Genomic DNA, 24,883 nt, shown 5'->3' with positions numbered 1-24,883 from the left:
GCGGCGCCCCCATGGCGCCCCCGCCTACTCGACCGCGATCCGAAGATCGACGCGGTGAAATCGATTGCGGCGCACTTCCAATTCGACCGTTCCCGTCCAGCCTGCCTGAACGGCCGCGCGCGCCCTGCCCAGGTCCGAGACCAGGGTAGCATAGTGTGTAATCGGAATGTTATTGATCGCGCGGATACAGTCGCCGCGTACGAGGCCGAAATCCCGCAGGAGGGCTACATCGTCCTCGCTGGCCGGGGGCATCAGCCAGAGGCCCTCCAGATCCTGATCCCCGGGCAGCAGCGCGCCTGATTCCCGGCCGAAGCGCTGGCTGTACTCCACAATGACCCGTTCGAAGGGGCGAACGCGTTCTTCCAGCTGGCGCAGCACTTCGGCCGCCATGGAGCCGGACAGCCTCCGCTCGATCCCGGTGACCGCCTGCGCGACGCCGCGGTGTTCAATGCGCAACTCCCGGCCTTGGCGGGACAGGCGCAGGTCAAGGCGCCACTCCGCGGATGCGCCCTCTCCTATCGTCTCCAGCGATTCGCGAAACGCCGCCGCATCCGGATCGCGCGTGGCGCCAACCTCCAGCAGCCGGTCGCCCGGCAGTAGTCCGAGCAAGACCAGCGGGTTCCACGCGGGTTCCTGGTACGTGCCTCCGGCGGAAACCGCGGTCTCCATTGCGGCAAGACGAACCGCGGCGGCGCGGAGGTTCTCCCGCGTGCTGTAGGCCACGGTCACCGCCGGCTGAAGCGGTATCACCGTGTCCCGCGCCGCCCGGTCGCGCTCTTCCTTGTATTGCGCGATGAACGCGGGATCGGAACTCGCGCGCGCCCAGGCCTCCACGGGAAAGACTGGAAAGACCCCGAGCGATCCAGCGTCCAGCCCGGCCACGGCCCCCGCGGGCGTCAGTATGATATCGCTTGCCAGATTCTGCTTGCCGTCCAGGGTCAGAAGTTCTTGCCCGGTATCCACACTCCAGATCTTCAGCTCGCCACGGTCCGAGATACTGAACAGCCGGCTTCCGCGCTCCGAGAACGCCAGACCGCGCACCCGGTGGTCGTGCCCGATCATCCGCTTTGCGTCGCCACCGGACACCGCGTCCACGAGGTGAATGCTGTGGTCGTCGAGGGCATAGGCCACCCAGCCGCCCGCCGGGCTCGCGCCCATCGTCACAACGGAGCGCCCGTCGTGGGCCCAGCGTCGAAGGGCGTTCCCCGATCGCCAGCGGGTCTCAAGCACCTCCCCAGAATCCGAAGCCGATACGAGCAGGTCACTATTCGGGACGAAAGTCACCGACGTCACACGCCCGGAATGGCGCGCAGCTTCGCGCAGGCTCCCGGTACCGTCCCCGCCCCAGAGGCGAACCGCGCCATCGAAACACGCCAGCGCCACCTGGCTGCCGTCCGGGCTGTAGGCCACTTCGTCGATGGCGGCGGGGCTATCGTGGAGGCGGTCGACAATCTCCCCGCCGGGAAGCGAAATCACCAGCACGCTCGTGGGATTCAGCCGGACGGCCGCCCGGTCGCCATCCGGGTGGAAGGCCGCGCGCGTGGTATTGGATCCCTCGAACGACGAAACGGACAGCACGTGCTCGAAGCCATCTTCCCGGAGGAAGTGTGCGGAGCCGCCGGTGGTTGTAGCCGCGATCCGGCCAGACGCCCGATCATGCGCCAGGCCCGCAAAGCGGCCACGCTGGTCGCCGGCGGGCGGGGAGATCGGGTCGGGCATGCGCCAGGATTTCAATGTGGCGTCCGCGCTCCCGGAGTAGAAATACTGGCCATCGGGCCCAAACACACCCGTTTCCACGCGGTCCGAATGGCCCTGATACACGGCGGCGACCCGGCCGCTTTCGCTTTCCCGGATCTCTATGCCGTTGGGGTGCACGGCCACGGCAAGGTAGCCGCCGTCCTGGCTCAAGCCGAGTAGGCGCCGCGCGTTTTCGGCGCGAAACGCGCCCACGGCGCTTCCCGATTCGACCGGCCAGACATACGCGGTCGAACTCGGGCCCAGGGCCGAAACCCGGCGCCCGTCGCCGCTCAGCGCGATCTGTTCAAAGCGCCCATCAGGCGGATCAACCCGCCGGAGCAACTCGCCCGAGTTGAGATCGTAGACTTCCACCCCCGCGCCATGGCGTAGCGCGAAGCGGCCTCCATTCACCGAGATCGAGTGCGCTTCCGTGACCAATTCCACCAGAGGGCCGCCGGCATCCAAATCCAGCAGACGAACCGTTCCCGGGGTTTCCATCTGGAGCAGCCGGGAACCGGTTTGGTTCATTCCGAGCACATACCGGACGGACCCATTACCGGGTTCCCGATGGGCCTCCGCGCCATTCGCCAGGTTCCAGATAACCAGCGTACCGTCGTTCGCGCCCGCGGCCAGCCGGGACCCGTCGCCGCTGAGAACCGCGCTGCCGAAGGTAAGGGCGTCTTCCTGAAAACTGCGCACCAGACCGAACGAATTGAAATCGTAGAGTTCGATGATTCCGTCGAGCCGGCTCAGGGCGATAAGCCGCTCGTCCGCGGAAAGACTGATTCCGGTCGATGGAAACGGCGGTATGGAGAATCGGTGCACCAGTTCGAGGCTCGGCGTGGTCCACACGCATACCTCGGAGCCCGAATTCGAGACTATGCGCCCGGAACGCGGGACTCCGATGATCTGGTAGACCCGTTCGCCATGGCCTTCCGCCGTGGCCCGGTCCCGGTGGCTCTGCTCGAAAAGGAAGCCCCATTCCCAGTCCCGCAGATCCGGATGTTGCTGCTCCAGCCGCTCGCGGGCATTCAGAAAGCGCTCCGCGCGCACATCGCTGGCGGCCACTTGAATATTTGCCCGGTAGGCCTCCGCCTCCGCCGCCAGCCGCTGCGCGCGTTCTCGCTGGTTCGCCTCCAGGATCCGGACATAGGACGTGATCGCCACCAGCCCGGTGACCGCGATTGCCGCGATTACGGTGTTGCACAGGGCGCGATTACGGCGGTAGTAGTGCCTTACCAGTTCCCAGGCGGTGTAGCTGTGTCCATGCACGAGGGCGCCCGTTGTGAACCTGTTCAACTCCTCCGCAAGCGCCGCCGCCGAGGGGTACCGGTCACCAATCCCCGGGGCCATCGCGCGAGCGCAGATCGCCGCAAGCGCGGGCGGAAGCGACGGCTCGTGAAACGTCGCGGGTTTCGGGCGGCTATGGAGCACCTGCCGCAGAACATCGCCCGGGCGCGATCCCGTGTGGGGCGTGCGCCCGGTAAGCAGTTCGTACAGCACCACGCCCAGCGCATAGACATCCGAGTGCGGGCCGATTTCGTCGAGCCGTCCCGCCGCTTGCTCCGGGGACATGTAGTGGGGCGTGCCGACCGGAATTCCCGCGCCGGTTGCGTTGGCGTCGGCGTCCGGATGCGTTCGTCCCTCCGATCCGGCCGCGCCGAGGCGGGGCGCGTAGGGATCGTCGCCGCCGATGACGCGCGCGAGACCCCAGTCGATGACCACGGTTTCGCCGTACGAGCCAAGCATCACGTTGGCGGGCTTGATGTCCCGATGAATGACGCCCTTGCTGTGGGCATAGGCGATGGCATGGCAGAGATCGATCACGTGCGGCAGTAGTTTGAGGCGCGCTTCGAGCGTTCGCGCGTCGCGGATGGCGCGGTGGAGTGTCCGCCCGCGCACGAGCTTCATGGTGTAGAAGTAGGCCCCATCGGGTCGGCGTCCGAGCTCATACACGGGTACGATGGATGGATGCTCGAGATTGCCGGTGATTCGGGCTTCGCGCAGGAAGCGCTGGGCGAGGTAGCCATTCTGGGTCGGCGCCTGGGTGCCGGCCACCGTCGCCTCGTCCGCGCCCGCGTCGGTGTGGAGTACCTTCAGTGCGATCTCGCGGCTGAGCACCGAATCGCGCGCGATGAAGACCCGGCCCATGCCGCCCCGGCCGAATTCCACCGGGTTCTCGTAGCGGTCGTGCGCGCCATCGCCCGGAAGATCCAGATCCAGCACCAGGGACAGGCCGCCCACCGGCGCCCCGGCCACGGTGGGCATGGCGTGCGGCTCCAGCGGGGCCCCCGGCGAAGGGGCGCGCCGATCGCCCGGCATGGCGTCCCCGTTTCCGCGGTGCGGGCCCTCCTCCGGGTATGGATCGTGATCGGTCACCAGTCAGTTCTTCCGCGCGTCGTCCCCGAACATGGCGCCAGCCGTTTCATTATGGGTGGTGGCGCGAGCGTGGTCGGGAGGAGCGGCGGGCGCCGCCCCGGCGTTGCACGCTCCCGTGGTGGCGGGCCCGGGCTGGAGATGGGGCTCCCGCCCGGCGCCGGGGTGCTCTACCGTTGCCATTATAGAGGCGCGGGAGGCGCTTGGCAACGCCCGGAAACGGTGTATGAATCAGGCGCGGGTTGGGAGCGGATCGGCCGCGCGCGGAAGCCCGAGGGCCATGCCCAGCGGAACAAGCACAAACACCGCCCCGAGGCAATAGGCGAACGTGGGGCCGGTCCACCAGTACAGCGCCGCCGCGAAGAGGGGCCCCATGGCCCGGGCCAGCGCGCCGAGCGAGCGGAAGATCCCCAAAACCCGGCCCTGGTCCTCGGGCGGCGTGTACACGCTCACCAGCGCCGTGAGGCAGGGCAAAGCCTGGGCGGCGCCGGCCGCGAGGAAGAAGAGTCCCACATACAGCACAAGGCTGCTCCGGTAGTGGCCGGACAGCCCAACGACGACGAGGGCCGGCATGACCATCGCCAGGCCGTGCAGGGCCATTCGCCGCGGGCCAACCGCGCCGGAACGCCGGCGCACGTAGCCGCCCTGCACCACCACCAGCACGAGGCCAACGAAGAGGAACATAAGCGCATTCTTACCCGCGCCGTAGTCCAGCCGCTCGTGCGCCAGGAAGGTCAGGGAAAACTCCATGCCGGAGAATGCCAGGAGAAAGAGGAAGTACGTCAGGTTGGTGCGCGTGACGCCCGGGTAGTGCTCGGTGCGCAGGAGAGCGAACACGTTTGCGATCCGCGCGGCCCGCGGAGCGAGGTCTTTGCGGCGCGTCTCGGGCAGCCGGAGGGCGACGTATACAAGGTTGAAGACCGTAAGTAGGAGGGCCGCCGCCGCGGGCGCCGAAAAGGGGTTGACCCCCCACGCCGCGAGCCCCGGGTAATACGCGGTAAGGTCGATGCTCGCCGTAACGCCGCCTATCGCGGGGCCGAGCGTAAAACCCAGCCCGAAGGCAATGCCGATGATAGCCATGCCTCGGGAGCGGTTCTCCGGGGTTGTGGTGTCGGCCACGATCGCGGTGGCGGTGCTGATGTTGGCGCTCATGATGCCGCCCAGCAGCCGCGCCGCAACGAGAAGCCCGAAACCCGCGGCGAAAAACCACATCACGTAGGAAATCAGAATCCCGACGAGAGACAGTAGGATGACGGGCCGGCGGCCGATCCGATCGGAAAGCGCCCCGAAAAGGGGTGCGCCCACGAACTGGAGAAGCGAATAAAGCGAGCCGAGCGCGCCGCCAAAGAGCACGATGATGCCCCAGTGCCCCCCGCTGACGCCGAGCGCGGCCGTGAGGCGTTCGAGTGCGGCGTAGAGGGCGGAAAAGGTTGGGGAGGGCGGATCCTGGGCGCTGTAGAACTCGAGCATGCCCGGAAACAGGGGGAAAATGATTGAAAACCCCACCAGATCCAGGAAAAGCGTTACAAATACCGCGCGGAGCGTGGAGCGGCCTTCGGCGGGATTCATAGTGGCGGGCGCGGCGGTGGATGTCATTTCACATACTTCGTGAATAGGGTTTGATCGGGGGAACTGGTTCGAGCGGCAGCCGGAATCATACCGGTCGCTCGGGGGCCGACGCAAAACACGGCCCGTCCGATTCCCGCGCCGCCGTTGTATGGTCGCCCGCCCTATGGTATGATGATCATTGACTTTAAGCACAACCGCCACAGGCATGCAGCCCGTGCGCCAGTGGGACCCCGCTCTGGCGCACTGTTCCGGCATTCGCCGTACTCGCCATTTCTAATCGTCTTGCGGCAGCCCGATGATGCGCCCAGTGACTAAGATGAGGTTCTCTATTCCGTTATGAATGGCTTATTCAAACAGGTGTCCCTCTGGATCGTGCTCGGCATTATCGTCGTGCTGGTGTTGACGCGTTTCTCGGAGATGAACGCCAAGCCCTCCATGAAGGGCCAGTCCGATTTCGTGACCCAGATGGAGGCCGGAAACCTGGCCGACCCGGTTAAAGTGACGTTGGACGAGAACAGCGTTCGGGTTTATGCGAAGTTCAAGGAACCCGTGGGCGAGGCGAAGCAGAAGGAGCTTCCTCCGTTTACGCTGCAGGAGTTCCCCAAGGATTGGGAGCAGCAGCTGCTGGCGCAGGGCGTGGGCGTCGAATACAGCAAAGAAAACTCGATGATCCCCAACATGATCTTCCAGATCTTCCTGTTGCTGCTGATTATCGGCGCCTTCTGGTTTTTCATGATCCGGCAGATGCAGGGCGGCAACAACAAGGCCATGTCGTTCGGCAAGAGCCGCGCCCGCATGGTGAACCAGGGCGACAAGACCGTCACCTTCAATGACGTGGCGGGCGTGGATGAAGCGAAGGAAGAACTCCACGAGATTATCGAATTCCTGAAAGAGCCCAAGAAATTCACACGGCTCGGCGGCAAGATCCCCCGCGGCGTGCTCCTCGTGGGCCCTCCCGGTTCCGGCAAAACACTCCTCGCCCGCGCCGTGGCCGGCGAGGCGAGCGTGCCCTTCTTCAGCATCAGCGGTTCCGATTTCGTGGAAATGTTCGTGGGCGTCGGCGCCAGCCGCGTCCGCGACCTGTTCCAGCAGGGCCACAAGCACGCCCCCTGCATCATCTTTATCGATGAGATCGACGCCGTGGGCCGCCAGCGCGGGGCCGGACTCGGCGGCGGCCACGACGAGCGCGAGCAAACCCTGAACCAGCTGCTCGTGGAGATGGACGGCTTCAACACGAACGACGGCGTAATCCTCATGGCGGCGACCAACCGCCCCGACGTTCTCGACCGCGCGCTCCTCCGGCCGGGCCGTTTCGACCGGCAGGTGGTCGTGGCGAATCCCGATATCAACGGGCGCCGGCAGATTCTCGATATTCACATCAAGAACCAGAAGGTCCCCGTCGACGAGAGCGTCGACTCCTCGATCCTGGCCCGCAGCACCCCGGGCTTTTCCGGCGCCGACCTGGCCAACATGGTGAACGAGGCGGCCCTGCTCGCCGCGCGGCGCGACCAGGACAAGGTCACGATGGTCGACTTCGAGGACGCGAAGGACCGCGTGATCATGGGGCCCGCGCGCAACAGCCTGGTAATGAGCCAGGAGCAGAAACTGGCGACGGCCTACCACGAAGCGGGCCACGCCCTCCTCTGCCAGCTGCTGCCGGACGCCGACCCCATGCACAAGGTCACCGTGATTCCGCGCGGTCCCGCGCTCGGCGTGACGAGCAGCCTGCCGACCGAGGACAAGTACTGCGCCTCGAAGAAGTGGTGCCTCGCAAACATGCGCATGATCATGGGCGGGCGCGCGGCCGAAGAGCTTATCTACGGCGAATTCAACAGCGGCGCCGCGAACGACCTGAAACAGGCCACGGCGCGCGCGCACGCCATGGTGTGCGAATGGGGCATGAGCGACCTTGGCCCGATCTCGTTCGGGAGCAACGATGAAGTGTTCCTCGGGCGCGACTTCAGCAAAACCCGGGACTACAGCGACGAGACGGCCGCCGCCGTGGATCGCGAGGTGCACCGGCTTCTGGAAGAGGCCTACACCGACGCGAAAAAGATGCTCGAAGAGCATATCGACGTACTCAAGGCGCTGGCCGAGGCGCTCTACGAACGCGAGACGCTGGACGCCCGCGAGGTGAACGCGATCATCCGCGAGGTTGGCGGAGAGCACCTCATTCCCGCGGATCCCGAACCCCGGAAAGCCGCCGAGGACAAGCCCGCCGCCGCCTCCGAAGCCCGCGAAGAAGCCCGGGACAAAAAGAGCGACGAGGATGATTCCCCCGAAACGGCGGCGCCCGGCGGCATCGTGCCGGACACCGTCTAGGCGCCCGGCCGCGCCATGAATGCTGCTGCTGGCCGTTTTGCGCCGTTGTACACGGGCGCGGTGATTGCGCGGCGGCGCGCGTTCGTGATGGGCATCGTGAACCTGACGCCGGATTCGTTTTTTGACGGGGGACGCCTGCCCGATCCCGAGGCCGCGCGGGACCACGCGCTGGCGCTGGCGGCGGACGGGGCGGATATCCTCGATCTGGGCGCCGAATCCTCGCGCCCCGGCGCCGCGCCGGTGACGCCGGAAGCGGAGATGGCGCGGCTTATTCCCGTCCTCGACCTGCTGCGCGACTGCCCGGTTCCCTTGTCCGTGGATACGTATCACGCGGCCACGGCGCGCGCCGCGCTGGACCGGGGCGCGGCCATGATCAACGACATCAGCGCGCTTCGCTTCGATCCCGAGATGGCCGCGGTTGTTGCCGATCGGGGCTGCCCGTGCGTGCTGATGCACATGCGGGGCGAGCCGCGCAATATGCAGGCAAACCCGCAGTATGGCGATGTGGTGGCGGACATAGGCGCCTTCTTCGAAGAGCGTATCGCGGCGGCGGAGCGAGCCGGAATCCGGCGGGAGCAGCTCTGGCTCGATCCGGGTTTCGGGTTCGGGAAGACGCCCGAGCACAACCTGATTCTGCTGAAACACCTGGGGGAGTTTTGCCGATTCGGCTTGCCCGTGCTCATCGGGACGTCGAACAAGTCCACGATCGGTCACGTGCTGAACGTGGACATCGGCGACCGCGGCGAGGGCACGGCGGCGACGGTTGCGGCGTCGGTGCTCGCCGGGGCGCACGCCGTTCGCGTGCACGATGTGCGCGCGATGGCGCGGGTGACGCGCATGGCCGAGGCCATTTTGTACGCCGGAGTCTGTTAGAATAGGCGCGAACGGAACACGGGAAGTTCAACAAGGAGAGAGGCATGCCAGATCGCTTGTTTGGCACGGACGGGATCCGGGGCAAGGCGAACCTGTACCCGATGACCGCCGAGATGGCCCTTCAGGTGGGCCGGGCCGCGGGCCACTTGTTTCAGAACGGGAAGGGGCACCACACCATTCTGATCGGGAAGGATACGCGGCGTTCCTGCTATATGCTGGAGAACGCGCTGACGGCCGGCCTGTGCTCCGCCGGGATTAACGTCCTTCTGACCGGGCCCCTCCCCACCCCGGGCGTCTCCTACATCATGCGGAGCCTCCGCTGCGATGGCGCAATCATGATTTCCGCCTCTCACAACGACTACGCCGACAACGGCATCAAGCTCTTCGGGCGCGACGGCTACAAAATCCCGGACGAGTCCGAAGACGAGATTGAACGGCTCATCCGCACGAAAGAGGTCGAGAAGACACGGCCCACCGGCAACGACATCGGCGTTGCCCGGCGCATTGACGACGCCGTCGGACGCTACATCGAGTTTGTGAAGGCCTCGTTCCCCAAGGGCATGCGCCTCGATGGCCTCCGGATCGTGGTCGACTGTTCCAATGGCGCGACATACAAGGCCGGTCCAAACACGCTGCGCGAACTCGGCGCCGAGGTGATTGCGATTGGCGATCGGCCCGACGGCCGAAACATCAACGAGGGAGTCGGTTCGGTGCATCCCGAGGAAATGCGCGCAACGGTCATCCGCGAGCGCGCCGACCTCGGCATCGCCTTTGACGGCGACGGGGACCGGCTCGTCATGGCCGACGGCAACGGGAGGCTGCTCGACGGCAACGCGCTGCTCGCCATTCTGGCGATTGACCGGCTTGAGCGCGGCGAACTGCCCAACAGCACCATCGCGACGACCATCATGGCCAACGGCGGCCTGGCGCGCGCGCTCGAGCCGCTGGGCGGCAAGATTATCCACACCCAGGTCGGCGACCGCTACGTCGTGGAGGCCATGCGCGAGCACGGCCTGGCCATTGGCGGGGAGTCCTCGGGGCACATGATCATGCTGGATCACAACACCACGGGCGACGCGATTATCGCGGCGCTGCAGGTGCTCGCCATCATCGTTCGCAAGGAGCAGCCGCTGACGGATCTGGCCCACGCCTACCAGGAGATGCCGGAGAGCCACCAGAAAGTGCCCCTCGGCGGCAAGCCCAAACCCTCGCAGGAATCGCTTGACGCGCTGGTGGAGGAAATTCGCGACGAGCTCGCGGGGAAGGGCCGGGTCGTGATACGGCCTTCCGGCACCGAGCCCATCGTGCGGGTGATGGTGCAGCACCAGGACGCGCGCACCGCACAGACCCTGACGAAGCAACTGGCGGACCGCGTCGCCGCGCTGTAAACCGTGCGCATGGGGCGGTGGGAGGACGGGCGCGCTCTCGCGAAGGCTCATCTTCGCGCGCCCGCGGCATACCCGTAAAGGACAGGCTGGCATGATAGAACTCGGCGTCAACATAGACCACGTGGCAACCCTCCGCGAGGCGCGAAAGGGTATTGTCCCCAGCGTGCTGGAGGCGGCGGCGGTCTGCGAGCGCGCGGGCGCCCAGCAGATTACCGTGCACCTGCGACAGGACCGCCGGCACATACAGGACCGGGACGTGTACGCGCTCGCGGGCGCGCTTACGACGCGCATGAACCTCGAAATGGCTGCCGTGGACGAAATCATCGCCATCGCGCACCAGGTGAAACCCTACACCGTTTGCCTCGTGCCCGAGAACCGCCAGGAAATCACCACCGAAGGCGGCCTCGACGTGAAGGCACAGCGCGCCTGGCTGGCCGAGGTGGTCGCGGGCATGCACGCCCACGGCGTCAAAGTTAGCATGTTTATCGACCCCGATCCGGATCAGGTCGAAGCCAGCGCGGCGACCGGGGCGGACTACGTGGAGCTGCACACCGGCGCGTACGCCAATGCGGCGGGTGCGGGTATCGAGCGCGAGCTGGCGCGGCTCCGGACGTCGGCCGCCGCGATCGCGCAAACCGATATGCGCTTTCACGCGGGCCACGGCCTGACCGCGCGCAATCTCGCCCCGATCGTGGCGCTGCCCGGCCTGCGCGAGGTGAACATCGGGCACGATATTATCGCGCGCGCGATATTCATCGGGTTGGAGGCGGCGGTGAAGGAAATCCTCGCGGCCCTCAAGCCGCGCTGAGCCTCCCCCCCAGGGCAATCGCGCTTAAACTCGATCTCGTCATAATGGGCGTAACCTTGAGTCGATTTGAAACCTTGAATCAACGAAAGTGAGCGTTTTGGAGCGCCGGCATCTGTGCCGGCAAGGTCAGGGATTCGCCGCAGGCGAAATACCAGCGCTCGTAACACACGTTAGCGGAATGAAGTTGACTTGATTCCTCGACGACACAAACCTGCCCCGCAACGGAAGGGCGGACCAATGGGAGCGCGGGCGGGCCGCCCGCATTGCGCCGAAGGCGCGAATTTGATCAACGGCGGTGGTCCGGGTCCAGTCTTCCTCCCGATCAAATGTGCCGATATTGCGAACACGCTATGCACCTCCGGTGCATTGCAGGCGGGGACGCCTGCGCTCCCAGCCTTGCGCGCTCTCCTCGTAGTGTCGCGGCAAGCTAGCAAAAAGACTGGCTCAACTTCAGACGGCTAAAGTATTACCAGCGCTCCAACACGCGCCCTTCTTAACATTGAAGGTGGTTCATATGGCGCTCGGCTCGAGTTGGAGGTTTAAATGCGATTGTGCTGAGCCGCCCCCCTACCGCGCGATGCGAACCCGGTTGCGCCCGCTGCCTTTTGCGTCGTAGAGCGCGGCGTCCGCGCGGTTGACCAGGTCCGGCGCGCGATCCGCGTCCGGGTGGCAGGCCGCCAGGCCGATGCTGCACGTGATCCGGACCCGCGCCTGGCCACCGAATCGAAACCGCTTGCGGCCCACCTGCCGCCGGAGGCGGTCCCCATAGTGCGCCGCTTTTTCGACGCCGGTGTTGATGAGCAGCACGAGGAACTCCTCCCCGCCATACCGCCCCGCCACGTCGGGCGATCGCACGGTCTGGTGCAGCATGTCGGCAATGGATACAAGCACCCGATCCCCCGCTTCGTGCCCAAACTGGTCGTTCAGGTCCTTGAAATGATCCAGGTCGAACATGCAAAGCGTGAGCGGCTGGCCGTAACGGTGGGCCCGGCTGATCTCGGTTTCCAGCGCTTCCATCAGGTAGCGCCGGTTGTAGAGACCGGTCAGTTCGTCGTGCGTCGCCAGGTCCGCCAGCCGCCGGTGCGCCGCCTCCAGCTCCTGGCGCAGCCGCACACGCTCCAGCGCCGCCAGAATGCTCTGCACCACCCGCTCCCGGTTCAGCCCCGCCTTCGGCAGGTAGTCGCAGGCCCCGCGCCGGACCGCCTGCGCCACCACATCCTCGCTGCCCTGCCCCGAGATCAGAATAAACGGCGGCAGGTTCATTCGGGTGGAAAGCCGGGTAAAGAGGTCCAGCGAATTCCCGTCGGGCAGCTCGTAGTCCGAAAGGATGAGATCAAACGCTTCCCGCGCAAGGCGCCGCTCCGCCTGGCCGCAGTTTCTCACGCGCTTGAGTTCCACGACCTCGCTCCACGGCGCGAGCCACGCGTGCAGGGTCGACGAAAAGTGATCTTCGCACTCGATGAGTAAAACCCGGTAATGGCCCTGGGGGGTTTCAGGGTCGAGGTCGCGCGGCAAAGGCGCCAGCAGGCTCGATTGCGCGCTCTGGATCTGCTCGATGCAGCGCTCGACCCGCAGCGCGGACGCCTTCAACGCCTCCACCCGCTTGCCGAGCCGCCCAGCGCCCACCGGATCGATCTCCAGCTCCGCGCACGCCCGCAACAGCTCGCCCAGCGGCTCGTCCAGCTCCGCCGCCGTCGCGCCCGCCATCTGCAGCAGGACCTTGAGGCGTTCTTCATCGATCCGGCGCTGCTGCACGTTCGTAATTTCCCGCCGCGCCAGCGCGAGTTGCTCGGATTTCAGGGCCAGTTCCTGCTCAAGCGCGGCAATTTGGGCGTTGGCGTTCGCCAGGGCGCCGGACGCCGGCTTCTCGGGCCGGGCGCCGGATTTGGACGGATTGTGCATGGGCTGGCCTGGGCGGAACCCCGGGGATCCCGCATGTGCAAGCGGCGCACCAACGCGCCACACGGTATTATACCCGCATCGAGGGTGTTCCGATCTGGGTAACACGTTCGCCGAACGAAGTAGCGCCAGCCCATTCTTGTCATGCCACGACACTACGACGAGAGCGCGCAAGGCTGGGAGCGCAGGCGTCCCCGCCTGCAATGCACCGGAGGTGCATGGCGCGTTTGCAATATCGGCACACTTGATCGGGGAGACAATTGGACCCGGACTACCGCTGTTTAACAGACTCGCGCCTCCGGCGCGTTGCGGGCGGGCCGTCCGCACATCCGTTGCGGCGCGGGATTGTATCGTCGAGGAATCAAGCAGCTTCATTCCGCTAAAGAATTGCGAAAATCGAATTGTGGGGCCGTCGGTCGTAGTATGATCGTCGTTTGGCACGGGCGGAGCATCGGGTTGGTTTTTACTGTTTGATTTCTAACGATTTTGTGGTATAGTGACGGTGGCGGCCGCATCGGGGCGGCGCGCCGTGGAGAGAAACCACCATGAACGTGTACGACGAGATATCGGCCATTCGCGCCGACCTGAACGGCGTAAAGCGAACCGTCGAACGCCTTTCGCTTCGCCTCGACGAAGCGGAAGCGCGGCAGCGGGCGCTGGACGCGGCGCCCCGCGAAAGCGCGCCTCCGTCCCCTATCGAGGTCCTGCGGCCCGATCAAGCGGAGCCGGTCCCCCCGACGGTCGTGGAGACGATCCGGACGCCCTCCGCTCCGTTGCCGCCGCCGCTGCCCCTGGAGCGCGCCAAACCCGCGCCGGCTCCGACCCCGGCGACGGTCGCAACGGTCGCCGCGGCCCCCGTCGCCTCCCGCCCGGCCACGCCCGCCGCGCTGCCCGCGAAAAAGCCCCGCCGCTTCGGGCCGCCCGAGGGCATGAGCTGGGAAATGGCGTTGGGGACCTACTGGCTGCCCCGAATCGGCGTGCCGCTGATCGCGATGGCCGTGGTGTATGGCTTCACGTGGGTCGCGGGCCAGTTTCAGGACGCTCCCTGGATGCCGTGGGCGCGCGTGGCGGTGGGGCTCGGCATCGCGGGCGCCATGGCGGGAACCGGCTGGAAGCTGGAGGCGCGGTATCCGGCGTTCGCGCGCCTGCTCATGGGCGGTGGCCTGGGCGTCCTTTACTTCGTCATCTTCGCCACGTGGTACATCCCGCAGACCCGGATCGCGCCACGCCAGGAGTACACGCTGGTCGCGCTCGCCCTGCTCGTGGCGGGTTGGGGCGCCATCGCGCACTGGCGGCGCTCCGCGCTGGTAGCCCTCATTATGACCCTGATGGGCCACTTCACCGTGGCGCTATCCACCCTGACCCTGGAGGCCCCCAGCCGCGCCGCGGTCGGCGGGCTGTTGTTGCTCGGCGCGGGCAGCGCCTGGTTCCTGTACCGCCACGGCTGGTACGCGGTGGCGATGGCGGCGATGACCGGCAGCTACCTCAACCAGTTCTTCTGGCTGGCGAGCGCGCCGTCGGGCGGCCAGGCGCCGGAGTTCATTGCCGGCATGCTGGTCCTGTGCGCCTACCTGGTTCTCTACGCGATCGCCGATCGCGTGGCGCCCGTCGCGTTCGCGGTCGAACGCGCCCGGCTGCGCACGGCCTATGCGGGCGTCAACACGGGCGGGTTCCTGCTGCTTAGCCTCATCCTGATGCAGGGCTTCGAATTCACCCGGTCCACGGAGCATCTCCTCTACTTCGGGACGGCCCTGTTCGCGCTCGCGATGGGCTGGAGCTATACCCGGCGTGACTGGAGCCAGGGGCGCGCGGAAACAGGCGATCGCCCCGCCGAAGATCCCCTGGCGTCGTTCTACCTCACCAAGGCATCCGTATTGACAGCGGTGGGATTCGGAGCGTGGCTCGACGGGCCGACGGTAACGCTTTCGCTGGCGCTTCAGTCGCTCGTGCTCATCCTGGCGGCCCGGGAAACGCACCGGCACGCCCCCCGGCTCCTGGCGCTCGGCGCGGTCGCGCTGACGCTTGCCCACGGCGCATGCACGTGGGGGTTTAGCTCCGCGCCCTCCCTTGGTGAACCCGGCTTTGTGGGCCACAGCGCGGTTCTCGCCGCCGCCGTCGCCGTGCTCTGGGGCGTGGCCGAGATCTACCGCGTGACGCCGTGGCATAGCTTCGCCACCGGGCCGTGGCGGGGACCGCTCTGGCTCCAGACCCTGCGCGAAGATTTGGAAATACACGAGCACGCCGCCGCGGTTCCCGGTCCGAGCCGGATGGTGCTGTCGCATATCGTCGCGTTCGCCGGCGTACTCTTGCTCCTGGGCCACGGGAACCGCCTGTTGGCCGATCACCAGGCCGCGCCGCTATTTGCCCTGATCGCCGCGGCGCTCGCGGGCCTGGGCCTGGGTCTGCGATCCGCGCCGCTGCTCCTGGCGTCCGCCGCAGTCACGTTTGAAGGCGCCCTGACGTGGTTTGGCCACCTGGCCACGCCCGCGGCGTCCGCTTCGGACGTTCTGTATCCCGGCGCAATCGTGATCGTCTCGGCCCTCGCCATCGCGGAGCTGTTGCGCGTACTGGCGCCAGTTCGTATGGCCCGCTACGCTCTTCACGGTGACATTCAGGGGTCGTGGCCCCGGAACAGCGAACTTGTTGCGAACCTCCATGCGATGCTCGCGGCGCTGCTCACGGCCGCCACGGCCTTGGACGCGGCCATGCCGCCGGCGCACGGCCTGCTGGTACTGGGGGCCCTGTCGCTGGCGGCGGTGGCCGGCGCGGCGCTGGCGGGCAGCGCGAGCCTCGGCCTCTTTGCGTTGGTCACCGGCTGCTTCTGCGCCGCGCCCGCCGTCCTGCTCCCATCCGGAGATGGTATGCCCTGGGCGGCGCTGGCGGGTGTGGGCGCGCTTGCCGTCGCGTCCACCGCCGTCGAAACGCGCTGGTGGGGCGAACGCGCCGGCCTGGCGTTCCACCGTCTGCTGCCCGCGCCCTACCTCGTCTATGGCGTGGTTACCTGGTGCGTGCTCTGGATCCTGGACGGCGAGATCGGCCCGGGTTGGCGGCCCGCCGCGATAATGGTGGTTGCGCTGGTCCTGATGGCCGGCATGCTCGCGCTGCACGCGCGATCGCTCGCGGTTCTGGCGACCGCCGTGGCCGCGCTTGCCACCCTGGATTGGCTTGCCGACCGGCCCGCGACCGCCGGGTGGCCCGTGTCCTGGTATGCGGGCGCGGCGCTGCTGGTGGGCGGCGCGCTGGCGGGCGAGCGCTTTCTGCGGTCGCGGAAGCCCTTTGCGGAGCCCTGGCCGGCGCGGATACTGGTCGTGTGCGCGTGGCTCGCGGCGCTGGGCTTCAACCGGGAATTTGCGGATCCGGCCTGGCGCTTCGCCGGGGCCGGGGTGGTCGCACTCGCGTTCCTGGGTTGGAGCGCGGTATTCCGCGGCGGATCAGCGGCCCTGCTTTCGCTTGCGGGCGCGGCCCTGTACACGCTGCTCATCCTCGCCGAAAGCGCCCCGGCGGTGGTGGAAGGCGAATCCGGCCGCCTCTACGGGTACCTGATCCTGATTGCGTACTGGCTCTGTGTGGAGCGCGGGACGGCGGCGCTTCGGGCGCGCGCGACCATCCCGTTGCTGGAGCGGAACACGGCCTGGGCCATCCCGGCGGTGGTGGGTCTGTCCGTGTTGCTGGGCGTGGTATGCCTTTCGCGCATCCCCGTGATTCACAATTTCTACCTGACGATGTCCTGGGCGGCCTGGGCCATTGCCGTGTTCGGCTGGGCCATGTTCACGGGCCAGCGCTGGTTCCGCTACGCGGGACTTGCGGTGATCGGCCTCGCGCTGGGCCGGGTGTTCCTCCTCGACGTGTGGCGCTTGCACGGGCTGGAGCGCGCGGGGGCGCTGCTCGCGCTTGGCGTCACGATCCTGGGCGTCGGTTATGGCTATACGCGCTGGCGCGCGAGCCAGGAATCAAGCGCGAAGCCGGGAAATGGAGAGGAAGGCAACTGACAGTTGACAGCGTGTATGGAGTGACATTGTACTACTATCCGTCAATTTCTTGCGTTCATCCGGTTTTGGCGTACTTGGACCGACGACTAATGTCTGGCCGAACGAAGATAACCCCAGTCTCTACATGGGCGGCCAACGTGGCTTAGCCTTCCAGGCTGACGCAGGGCACGGCCCGGAGCGGGCAAGGCTTGTTGTACTTGGACCGTCGACTAATATCTGGCCGAACGAAGATAACCCCAGTCTCTACATGGGCGGCCAACGTGGCTTAGCCTTCCAGGCTGAGACAGCGCGAGCGCCGATTTCGAACGCCCCATTGATACCGTGAACACAGCCTCGGATTCCCAAAGCGAGACTGCTGCTCTGAAAGTTCAAAAGGAGCCACGGGTGCCACGTTCAAGCTCCGCGGCTCCGCCGCGAAGGCTTGAGCGTGCGAGACACCGGTTGAGCGCCAAAAGTCAGCAGCAGCATTTCATCCTTAACGGGTGACGCAACGCGTCATGAAAGACTGACCTTTATTCATTATCCGTACTACTATCCGTCATTTCCTTGTTTTTTCTGCAAGTTCTTGCGCGCAACACCTCCATAACCAACTGTTGTAAAAGAATTTACGAAGCGAAAAATCCAGGGAGGATTTCCGGGCCGTCCCATGAATATCGTGGCCGGTATTCTTCTATTGACCACGGATTACACCGATAACACGGATTGAAGCGACACGCGAACCAAACGAGAAGAAGCAGCCCGCCACCCGATCAACCCCGCTACAATTCCGATGCTGAACAATCCGAACAGGCTGCGTCGAAAATCGCACGCAGTCGCCTGCACACCCCAACGACCGGAACCAATTGCTATCCGTGTCATCCGTGTCATCCGTGGTCACAAATCCTGATCGTGGCCAGCCGCCGCTCCCGGCGCATTCGGGTGCATTGGTGTCCATTCGTGGTTAAGAATGCGCTCTCGATCATCCACCCAATCCATCTGCGTACCAGAAATCACCCTATGCGCTCTCTGCGTTCTCTGCGGTCAAAGCTATTCTCTGTTTTTCTTCGTGCCCTTCGTGGTGATCATTTCTTTGGTTGCGGCCAAAGGCTGCGCTGTGTCATCCGTGGTCACAACTCCTGATCGTGGCCAGCCGCCGCTCCCGGCGCATTCGTGTGCATTGGTGTCCATTCGTGGTGAAAAGTCCGCCCTCATTCAACCGCCCCGGTCCGTCCGCGCAAAATAACACCCTCTGCGCTCTCTGCGGTTAAAGCGTTTCCCTGTTTTCCTTCGTGCCCTTCGTGGTGATCAATTCCCTGGCTGCGGCCAGAGGCTCCCCCGTGTTCTTTGTGATCTTTGCGCTCTTTGTGGCTCCAAATCCAATCCCCCGCCCACCGTAACCGCGCATCGCGCCCTGGTTCGTCTCCTCTGCGCCGTCGCGTGAATATCAATCCTTCTCCATCTTCTTTCCTTCGTACTACTATCCGTCTTTTTCTTGTTTTTTCTGCAAGTTCTTGCGCGCAACACCTCCATAACAATCTGTTGTAAAAGCATTTACGAATTGGAAACTCCAAGGAGAATTTCCGGGCCGTCCCATGAATATCGTGGCCGATATTCTTCTATTGACCACGGATTACACCGATGACACGGATTGAAGCGACACCCGAACCAAACGAGAAGAAGCAGCCCGCCGCCCCTTCCACCCCGCTACAATTCCGATGCTGAACAATCCGAACAGGCTGCGTCGAAAATCGCACGCAGCCGCCTGCACACCCCAACGACCGGAACCAATTGCTATCCGTGTCATCCGTGTCATCCGTGGTCACAAATCCTGATCGTGGCCAGCCGCCGCTCCCGGCGCATTCGTGTGCATTGGTGTTCATTCGTGGTCAAAAACGCACCCTCATTCAACCACCTACTTCATCTGCGTACAAGAGCCATCCTCTGCGCTCTCTGCGGTTAAAGCTCTTCTCTGTTTTTCTTCGTGACCTTCGTGACCTTCGTGGTGATCCCCTCTTCCGTTGCTTCCAGAGGCTGCACTGCGTGTGTACGTGTCTTGTCTGCTGCAGCGCGCACTGGAACGGGTTCCCGGTTGGTCAGTTCCAGACGGGCGGGGGAGGCTCGCGGTCGACGCCGTAATCCTTGAGGACCTGCTCGTCGCATTTGGCGCAATACTCGGCGGTCATGTAGTGCTGGACCCACTCCGTGCCGATCAGCTCCTTGAAGGCGCCGGCTTCGGGCAGGATGCGTTTCACGAGCAGCCGGTACGTGTCGCGGGGCGTGTAGTGTTCGCAGACGCTCAGGGCGACGCCGATCATGGCGAGGCGCCCCAGAAGGGCCTTCAGGTGGTCTTCCGCCATTTCCTCGTTCAGATCGTCCGGGTCGGGCAGGCCGTCAATCCCGCCGATGAGATCGATGATGGGCGTCTCTTCGCCGTCCTCGATGCACTCGTCCATGAGTCGGGTTTCGCGCATGAACGCCTCGCAATCGTCCTCGCCGTCGTCCTCGTCCCGGGCCGCATCGCCGTCGTCCTCCAGGAAGCGCTCGAATTCGAGCGATTCGCCGTGGCTGATTTCGCGCCCCGTGCAGCTCGCCGATTCGCCATCCGCGTTGATCGCGACGATTTCGAAATCGCCGGGATCCGTCTCCCCGTGGATGTAGGGCTCGGGTCTGGGCGCCAGGTTTCGCAGGGGCTCCCAGTCGCCCTGGTCGTCCTCGTCGTCCTCGTCGCGCTCCCGCGTACAGACCTCGACGAGCGGTCCAGCGAGTTCGACGACCATGCGCCCGTTTGGTCCATACCACTCGAGGTGAAGGCGGTTTTTCCACTCGGTGGGAGGCGGTTCGCCGAGGCGCAGGCGGGTCATGTATTCGGTCTCGGAGCAGGGCAGCGCGCGCACCCAGCCCTGCGCGGACATTGCGCCGGTCGCGCCGTACTGGCGCATCATGAGGCCGGGGTGTTCGGCGCGGCGGAAGTATTTGATTTCGGAGCCCTCCTCCGGTTCAAAGCAAATGTGCATGCCCTGGAGATCGGGGTCCGGATCGCCGGTGAGCTCCAGGCGGATCATGGTGTGGTCGCCCCCGGCCTCCTGCTCTTCGGTGCGCAGCACCAGAAAACCATATACCCCGTAGTGGCTGGTCGTGAAGAGTTCCCCGTAGGTGATGTAGTCGCTCAATCGATAGGCCATGGCTCGACTCCCTCGGCTGTGCGTTGCTCCGCGGGCCCGGCGCCCGCCGTGCTACCTGCCGCCATCATACGACGCGGTGTCTGGAATGACAACCCCCCCCGGGAGATTCTCGCGCCACGGGCCGGATCGGGTATACTACGCGCTCCGAAGCAACCCTACACGTTCCGAAGCCCCGCAAGGTCTCCCGATGAATCCCCTGGTCAGTGTCGTTGCGCCGTTTTTCAATGAGCAGGACAATATCGAACCGCTGTACGCGCGGGTGCGCGACGTTTTCGATGGTCTTCCCGAGTACGCGGCGGAGTTTGTTTTCGTTAACGATGGCAGCACCGACGCGACGGGTTCCCGCCTGGACGCAATTGCCGCCTCGGATTCCCGCGTGCGGCCGATCCACCTGGCCCGGAACGCCGGTCAGTCGGCGGCGCTCATTGCCGGCATGCGCGCGGCCCGCGGCGACTACATCTTGACGCTTGACGGGGACCTGCAGAACGATCCGGCGGACTTTCCGGCGTTTCTGGCGCTCCTGGAGGAGTACGATTGCGTCTGCGGGTACCGCGCGGCCCGGAACGATCCGTGGGTGCGGCGTTTTTCCAGCTGGGTAGCGAACACGGTCCGCAACGCGGTGCTCCACGATGGCATCCGGGACGCCGGGTGCGGCGCGAAGGGTTTCCGGCGCCATTGCGTGACGCACCTGGTGGCGTTCAACGGGATCCACCGGTTCTTCGCCGTGTTTGTGCGCGCGCAGGGCTTCACGATCGCCGAACACCCGGTTCGGCACCACGCGCGGCACAGCGGTGTGTCCAAGTACGGTATTCGGAACCGGCTCTGGCGCGGGTTGTTCGATCTGGTGGGCGTCGCCTGGCTGCGGCGCAGGCAGGTATTCTTCGAGGTGCGACCGGATGTCCCGCGGGGAGCCGGGAATACGCCGCGGGATTGAACGCCACCGCGGCGGATTCTATAATCCAGCGCAGAACCGCCTGAAAACTCACCACGGGGTATCCCTTTCATGGCCGCACCAACCGCCACGCTGATCGCACAGCTACAGACCGCCATCGCCGGATGGCGGACCGAGGTTGGTTCCGCGCAGGCGGGGCTGGCGCGCAAGATCGACGGCGCCAACGCGCAGCTGAGGCGGCTGCTGGAGGTGTTGCGGCAGCGAGACTCAAGCGCGGCGGACCTTGCCCGCGCAAACGAAGAGCTGGATCGCCTGCGCCACGTGGTTCAGGAACAGGGGATGCCGCCCGGCGCGGTGACGCGGTACGCGGCGGAGACGGCCCCCCCGGAGGAGGACGCCGCGCGGGAATTCTCGGGCGCGCTCGGCCAGATCGAGACTGCGGTCCACGCGTGGACCGCGCAGGTTACGCAACATCAGAGCGACATCTCGGCGCGTTTCGACCGGGCCAATGGCCAGTTGCGGCGCCTCGTGGAGTTGCTGTTGCCCGAGGGGACCGTGGAATCGTCCGCCCCGGAGGATTCCGGCGAACTGGATCGCCTGCGCCACGAGAACGAAGTGCTTTCGTCGGAAGTCGGGGCGCTGAATCGCGAACTCGAAGCCATGCACCAGCAGCGGGAGGCCTTCGCTTCCGCAAATCTTGCCGCTGAAGGCGCACGGGAGCGGAAGCAGCGCGAGGAGTTTGAAGCCGCCCAGGCGCGCCTGCGGGAGCGGGAGGCGGAAATGCAGGCGATCTCGCGCGAACGCGATGCCTTGAAAGACGCGCTCGCCCGGCTCGAGTCGTCCGCCGAGGCCATGCGGGAGGCGCTGGCGCTGCACCGCGAGGAAGCCGGAGAGCAGCGGTCCGCCATCAACGCGCTCGGCGCCGAGATCGCGGCGCTTCGCGAGGCGCTTGCGGCTACTCCGCGCGCCGGATCCACTATAACCGAAACCGCGGACGGCGCGGCGGGCGACGACGATCACGCGGGCCTCCGGGAGGCGCTGGCGGGCCTGGAGCGCGAGCTGGAGACGCTGCGCCGGCGCGAGGCGGAGACCGTCGCTTCCGCCCGGGCCCTGCTCGGGGAGCTGGAGACGCACCGGAATTTTGAAACCGCGCAGGAGCAGGCCCTGGCCGAGGCGCGCGCGGAGGCTGCGCGCCTGCAAGACGCCCTGAACGCCGCCGCGGGCCGCGCCAGCAACGCTGAATCCGAACGCGACGCGGCGCTGGAGCGCGCGGCGGCGCTGGAAACGGAACTGGCGGCCCGGCGCCCGGAAGACTCCAGGGATGCAGACGAAAGCGGGGATGGCGGTCCCGGTGCGGGCCACGAGGCCGCGGCGCGCGCCCTACGCATGCAGCAGCAGGACATCCTGGTATCGGCGCTCCTGCGTCCGGAGTCCAACCGGGGCCTCGGGGACATTCTCGTGGCATCGGGCATATTGACCCGGGACCAGCTCGTCGAGGCGCTCGCCACACAGGAATCCGAGCCGAGCCAGTTGCTCGGGGCCATTCTGGTGGAGCGTGGCTTCGCCACGGAAGACGCGATCGCGCAGGCCGTGGCGTGCCAGCTGGGACAGCCCGTGGTCGACCCCGCCGATCTCCACATTCCACGGGACGCGATCGCGGCGCTGAGCAAGGACGTGTGCGCATGGTACGTTTGCGTGCCGCTCCGGGTCAGCGAGGACCGCATGGTCGTCGCAATGGCCAACCCGCTGGATGAATCGACGATTCAAACCCTGCGCGAGGAGAGCCAGCGCGAGATTATACCCGTCGTGGGGACGCCCGCCCGGATTCTCGATGCGATCGCGGCGTGTTACGGGGCGTTTTGAGCGCGCGCGCGCGCCAGGATGAAGCCGGGGAGCCTTCCGAGATCCCCGATCCGCTAGCGCGCAACCGGCGCGAGCGCCGGCTGGCGTGGCTGCTTCTGCTCCTGCTGGCGGGCGCGGTCTGGGCCGCCGGCTGGATGGCGGAGCGGCCCGCTTTCACAACCGCATCGCCCCCGGTGGAGCGGGCGCCATGATGCGATTCGCTCCCGCGCTCCCCATGCTCGTGGCCGCGCTCTGGCCGCTGGGTGCGTACACCGGCATCCCGTACACGCCCATTTCCACCCGCTTTCTGGCCGCCGCCGCGCTACTGGCGTTCGCGTTGCATGCCTGGCGCGTACGCCGCATGCAACGGCCGCCCTTCGAATACTGGTGGGTGGCGGTGGCGGCGCTCTGCCTTCTCCCGGGGGGCGCGGGCGCGCCGTCCCTCTGGTGTCCCGTCTTCTTCCTGGCGCCGGTCATCCTGCTTCATGAACGCCGGGCGGCCCAGGGTGCGCTCCTGGCGCTATCCGTTTCGGGCGGCGCCGCGGCGCTGTTGCACGCGGCGGCCCAGGCCGGATGGCAACCCCCGGCGGGCATTCATGCCGAAGCCAGCCTGGCGATCGCGGGGACCCCGGACGTCGCCGCCAGTGTGCTCATGGTATTTCACGCCGCGCTTGCGGGCGTTTTTGTGGCGTGCGTCCCCACACTTGCGACCGCCTGGCGCATCCTGGCGGCGGTGGCGGCCCTGATCTCGGTGTGCTGGCTGCTGGTGATGCACACCCCGGTGCTGGCCCTGGCGCGGCCCGGCGCGGCCTGGTCGGAAGCGGCGGGGTCGCCGCGCGGCGCATTGCTCTTGCTGCTGGCGCTCTGGCTTGCGGCGCGTGTGGCGGCGCGAAGCCTGCTCCGCGCTGGCGACACCGACATGCCGCCGCGCGGGGTGGCTTCCGCGCTGGTGCTGGCGGGCGCGGTCGCGGCGGTGTTCCTGGGGGCGCTTCCCGACCCGGTGAGTTTCCTGGCGCTGGGCCTGATTGCGGCCCACGATGCCCCCTGGGCGCGCGGCGGGGCCTTCACCGCGCCCCGGGGCCTGTTGGCGGCCGCGATCGCCTGCGCCGTGATTCAGGTGCTGGGCATCGCGCCTCCGGGCCGCCAGGACCCGCGAAACCAGGCCGCGCGCGCGGAGGAACTCCTGCAGGCCGCCGCCTGGGAAACACTGGATGCCCGGCTCGATTTCCTGCTTGCGCGCTATCCGGGCGATCCCGCCTACAGCGTGCTGCGCGCGCGTTCGCTGGCGGCCCAAGGCTGGTTTGAGGCGGCGGCCGCGACGTTCGCGGCCTCGGCGCGGCCCGCGGAAGCACGCGGCCCGATTAACCTCGACGCCCATGTCCAGGCGCTGATCGACACGTTGCGGGACCAGGCCTCGAGGCTTCCCCACGGCCAGCGCGGGCTGTTTTTTGAGCGCGCGCTTGTACACGCGGGCGAAGCCGACAACGCGGTGCGGTTTCTCGCGCTGGACAGCCGCGAAGCGGAGGGGGACTTGGCGCCCGCCGCCGATCTCGCGCGGGCGATTGCGGTGCTGATTGGCGATCCCGCGCTCGCCCCGCAATTGGAAGCCGCCGGGGCGCCCGCGCTGCTCGGCTATTGCGCGGCGGCGGGCCTGCCCGTGCGGCGCCTGCCCGAGGGCTTTCCGGAAAGCGCCGCGCCCCTGATCTTGCGCGCCTCCGCGTGGCCCGACGGGGTTACCCTGGAGGTTTGGGGCGGTCCGGACGCCGCGATCCTGGCGGAGCGCCGGATTCCGTTGCGCGCGGGCGCGTCCGGCGGCGCCGGCGGCCTCGACTGGGACCGGTGGGTTGAGCGCCGCCCGGGAGGCTGGATGATCGAACTGGACACGCCCTTGCTCGCCCTGGCCGAAATTGTGGTGGAAACGTCGGGCGAGGTCACGATTGATCCGGTCTCCGGAGCGCATCCCGGGGCGGTTCCGGCGCGGCCCGCGCTGTTCATTCCTTGAACCCATTTGCCGGAACATGCCACAA

13 protein-coding genes are annotated in these 24,883 nt (G+C 66.5%); 9 read left to right on the top strand and 4 right to left on the bottom strand.

The genetic code is table 11. The features are described 5' to 3' along the window. Nucleotides 1–24: 24 nt before the first annotated feature. Nucleotides 25–4,116: a protein kinase gene (locus tag KF886_19330; protein ID MBX3179514.1), complete on the bottom strand. Its 4,092-nt coding sequence runs from the start codon at nucleotides 4,114–4,116 to the stop codon at nucleotides 25–27. 228 nt (nucleotides 4,117–4,344) lie between these two features. Next, the gene (locus KF886_19325) at nucleotides 4,345–5,709 is read right to left on the bottom strand and encodes an MFS transporter (GenBank protein MBX3179513.1); all 1,365 of its coding nucleotides are present in this window, start codon (nucleotides 5,707–5,709) and stop codon (nucleotides 4,345–4,347) included. A 309-nt stretch (nucleotides 5,710–6,018) separates the two neighbouring features. On the opposite strand from KF886_19325, the gene ftsH reads away from it, so the two are divergent. The 4 genes from ftsH (at nucleotide 6,019) to KF886_19305 (ending at nucleotide 11,073) form a co-directional block, all read left to right on the top strand. Continuing rightward, nucleotides 6,019–8,004 carry an ATP-dependent zinc metalloprotease FtsH gene (ftsH, locus tag KF886_19320; GenBank protein ID MBX3179512.1) on the top strand — a complete coding sequence of 662 codons (1,986 nt, stop codon included), beginning with the start codon at nucleotides 6,019–6,021 and terminating at the stop codon, nucleotides 8,002–8,004. 15 nt (nucleotides 8,005–8,019) lie between these two features. Further along, on the top strand, nucleotides 8,020–8,877 hold the full coding sequence (gene folP, locus KF886_19315; protein ID MBX3179511.1) for a dihydropteroate synthase: 858 nt from the start codon (nucleotides 8,020–8,022) through the stop codon (nucleotides 8,875–8,877). 44 nt (nucleotides 8,878–8,921) lie between these two features. Beyond that, the gene (locus KF886_19310; protein ID MBX3179510.1) at nucleotides 8,922–10,265 is read left to right on the top strand and encodes a phosphoglucosamine mutase; all 1,344 of its coding nucleotides are present in this window, start codon (nucleotides 8,922–8,924) and stop codon (nucleotides 10,263–10,265) included. Nucleotides 10,266–10,356: 91 nt separating this feature from the next. Continuing rightward, complete coding sequence (locus KF886_19305; GenBank protein MBX3179509.1) at nucleotides 10,357–11,073, top strand: pyridoxine 5'-phosphate synthase; 717 nt, start codon at nucleotides 10,357–10,359, stop codon at nucleotides 11,071–11,073. 567 nt (nucleotides 11,074–11,640) lie between these two features. On the opposite strand, the gene KF886_19300 is transcribed toward KF886_19305, so the two are convergent. Next, nucleotides 11,641–12,975: a diguanylate cyclase gene (locus KF886_19300; GenBank protein ID MBX3179508.1), complete on the bottom strand. Its 1,335-nt coding sequence runs from the start codon at nucleotides 12,973–12,975 to the stop codon at nucleotides 11,641–11,643. A gap of 542 nt (nucleotides 12,976–13,517) precedes the next feature. On the opposite strand from KF886_19300, the gene KF886_19295 reads away from it, so the two are divergent. After that, the gene (locus KF886_19295) at nucleotides 13,518–16,961 is read left to right on the top strand and encodes a DUF2339 domain-containing protein (protein ID MBX3179507.1); all 3,444 of its coding nucleotides are present in this window, start codon (nucleotides 13,518–13,520) and stop codon (nucleotides 16,959–16,961) included. A 2,072-nt stretch (nucleotides 16,962–19,033) separates the two neighbouring features. Here the strand turns inward: KF886_19295 and KF886_19290 are convergent. Further along, nucleotides 19,034–20,122: a hypothetical protein gene (locus tag KF886_19290; GenBank protein MBX3179506.1), complete on the bottom strand. Its 1,089-nt coding sequence runs from the start codon at nucleotides 20,120–20,122 to the stop codon at nucleotides 19,034–19,036. A gap of 187 nt (nucleotides 20,123–20,309) precedes the next feature. Between KF886_19290 and KF886_19285 the strand changes: the two genes are divergently transcribed. The 4 genes from KF886_19285 (at nucleotide 20,310) to KF886_19270 (ending at nucleotide 24,858) form a co-directional block, all read left to right on the top strand. After that, nucleotides 20,310–21,056 carry a glycosyltransferase family 2 protein gene (locus KF886_19285; protein ID MBX3179505.1) on the top strand — a complete coding sequence of 249 codons (747 nt, stop codon included), beginning with the start codon at nucleotides 20,310–20,312 and terminating at the stop codon, nucleotides 21,054–21,056. Between the two features lie 69 nt (nucleotides 21,057–21,125). After that, nucleotides 21,126–22,877 (top strand): hypothetical protein, encoded by a 1,752-nt coding sequence (locus tag KF886_19280; protein MBX3179504.1) that lies wholly within the window; start codon nucleotides 21,126–21,128, stop codon nucleotides 22,875–22,877. Next, nucleotides 22,859–23,068, top strand: coding sequence for a hypothetical protein (locus KF886_19275; protein MBX3179503.1), 210 nt, complete (start codon nucleotides 22,859–22,861; stop codon nucleotides 23,066–23,068). Before KF886_19280 ends, KF886_19275 begins: the two co-directional genes overlap by 19 nt. Continuing rightward, entirely contained in the window at nucleotides 23,065–24,858 is a 1,794-nt protein-coding gene (locus KF886_19270; protein ID MBX3179502.1) for a hypothetical protein, read from the top strand. The genes KF886_19275 and KF886_19270 overlap by 4 nt, the downstream gene beginning before the upstream one ends. Nucleotides 24,859–24,883: the final 25 nt, after the last annotated feature.

The organism is Candidatus Hydrogenedentota bacterium, assembly GCA_019637335.1.
Lineage (GTDB): Bacteria > Hydrogenedentota > Hydrogenedentia > Hydrogenedentales > JAEUWI01 > JAEUWI01.
The sequence above is the reverse complement of the archived record's forward strand: the minus strand, read 5'-3'. Positions and strand labels throughout refer to the sequence as shown.

Coding starts and splice junctions, on each gene's coding strand:
- KF886_19270 (MBX3179502.1), top strand. CDS start 23,065: ATGATGCGATTCGCTCCCGCGCTCCCCATGCTCGTGGCCGCGCTCTGG.
- ftsH (MBX3179512.1), top strand. CDS start 6,019: ATGAATGGCTTATTCAAACAGGTGTCCCTCTGGATCGTGCTCGGCATT.
- KF886_19300 (MBX3179508.1), bottom strand. CDS start 12,975: ATGCACAATCCGTCCAAATCCGGCGCCCGGCCCGAGAAGCCGGCGTCC.
- KF886_19285 (MBX3179505.1), top strand. CDS start 20,310: ATGAATCCCCTGGTCAGTGTCGTTGCGCCGTTTTTCAATGAGCAGGAC.
- KF886_19295 (MBX3179507.1), top strand. CDS start 13,518: ATGAACGTGTACGACGAGATATCGGCCATTCGCGCCGACCTGAACGGC.
- folP (MBX3179511.1), top strand. CDS start 8,020: ATGAATGCTGCTGCTGGCCGTTTTGCGCCGTTGTACACGGGCGCGGTG.
- KF886_19310 (MBX3179510.1), top strand. CDS start 8,922: ATGCCAGATCGCTTGTTTGGCACGGACGGGATCCGGGGCAAGGCGAAC.
- KF886_19325 (MBX3179513.1), bottom strand. CDS start 5,709: ATGACATCCACCGCCGCGCCCGCCACTATGAATCCCGCCGAAGGCCGC.
- KF886_19305 (MBX3179509.1), top strand. CDS start 10,357: ATGATAGAACTCGGCGTCAACATAGACCACGTGGCAACCCTCCGCGAG.
- KF886_19290 (MBX3179506.1), bottom strand. CDS start 20,122: ATGGCCTATCGATTGAGCGACTACATCACCTACGGGGAACTCTTCACG.
- KF886_19280 (MBX3179504.1), top strand. CDS start 21,126: ATGGCCGCACCAACCGCCACGCTGATCGCACAGCTACAGACCGCCATC.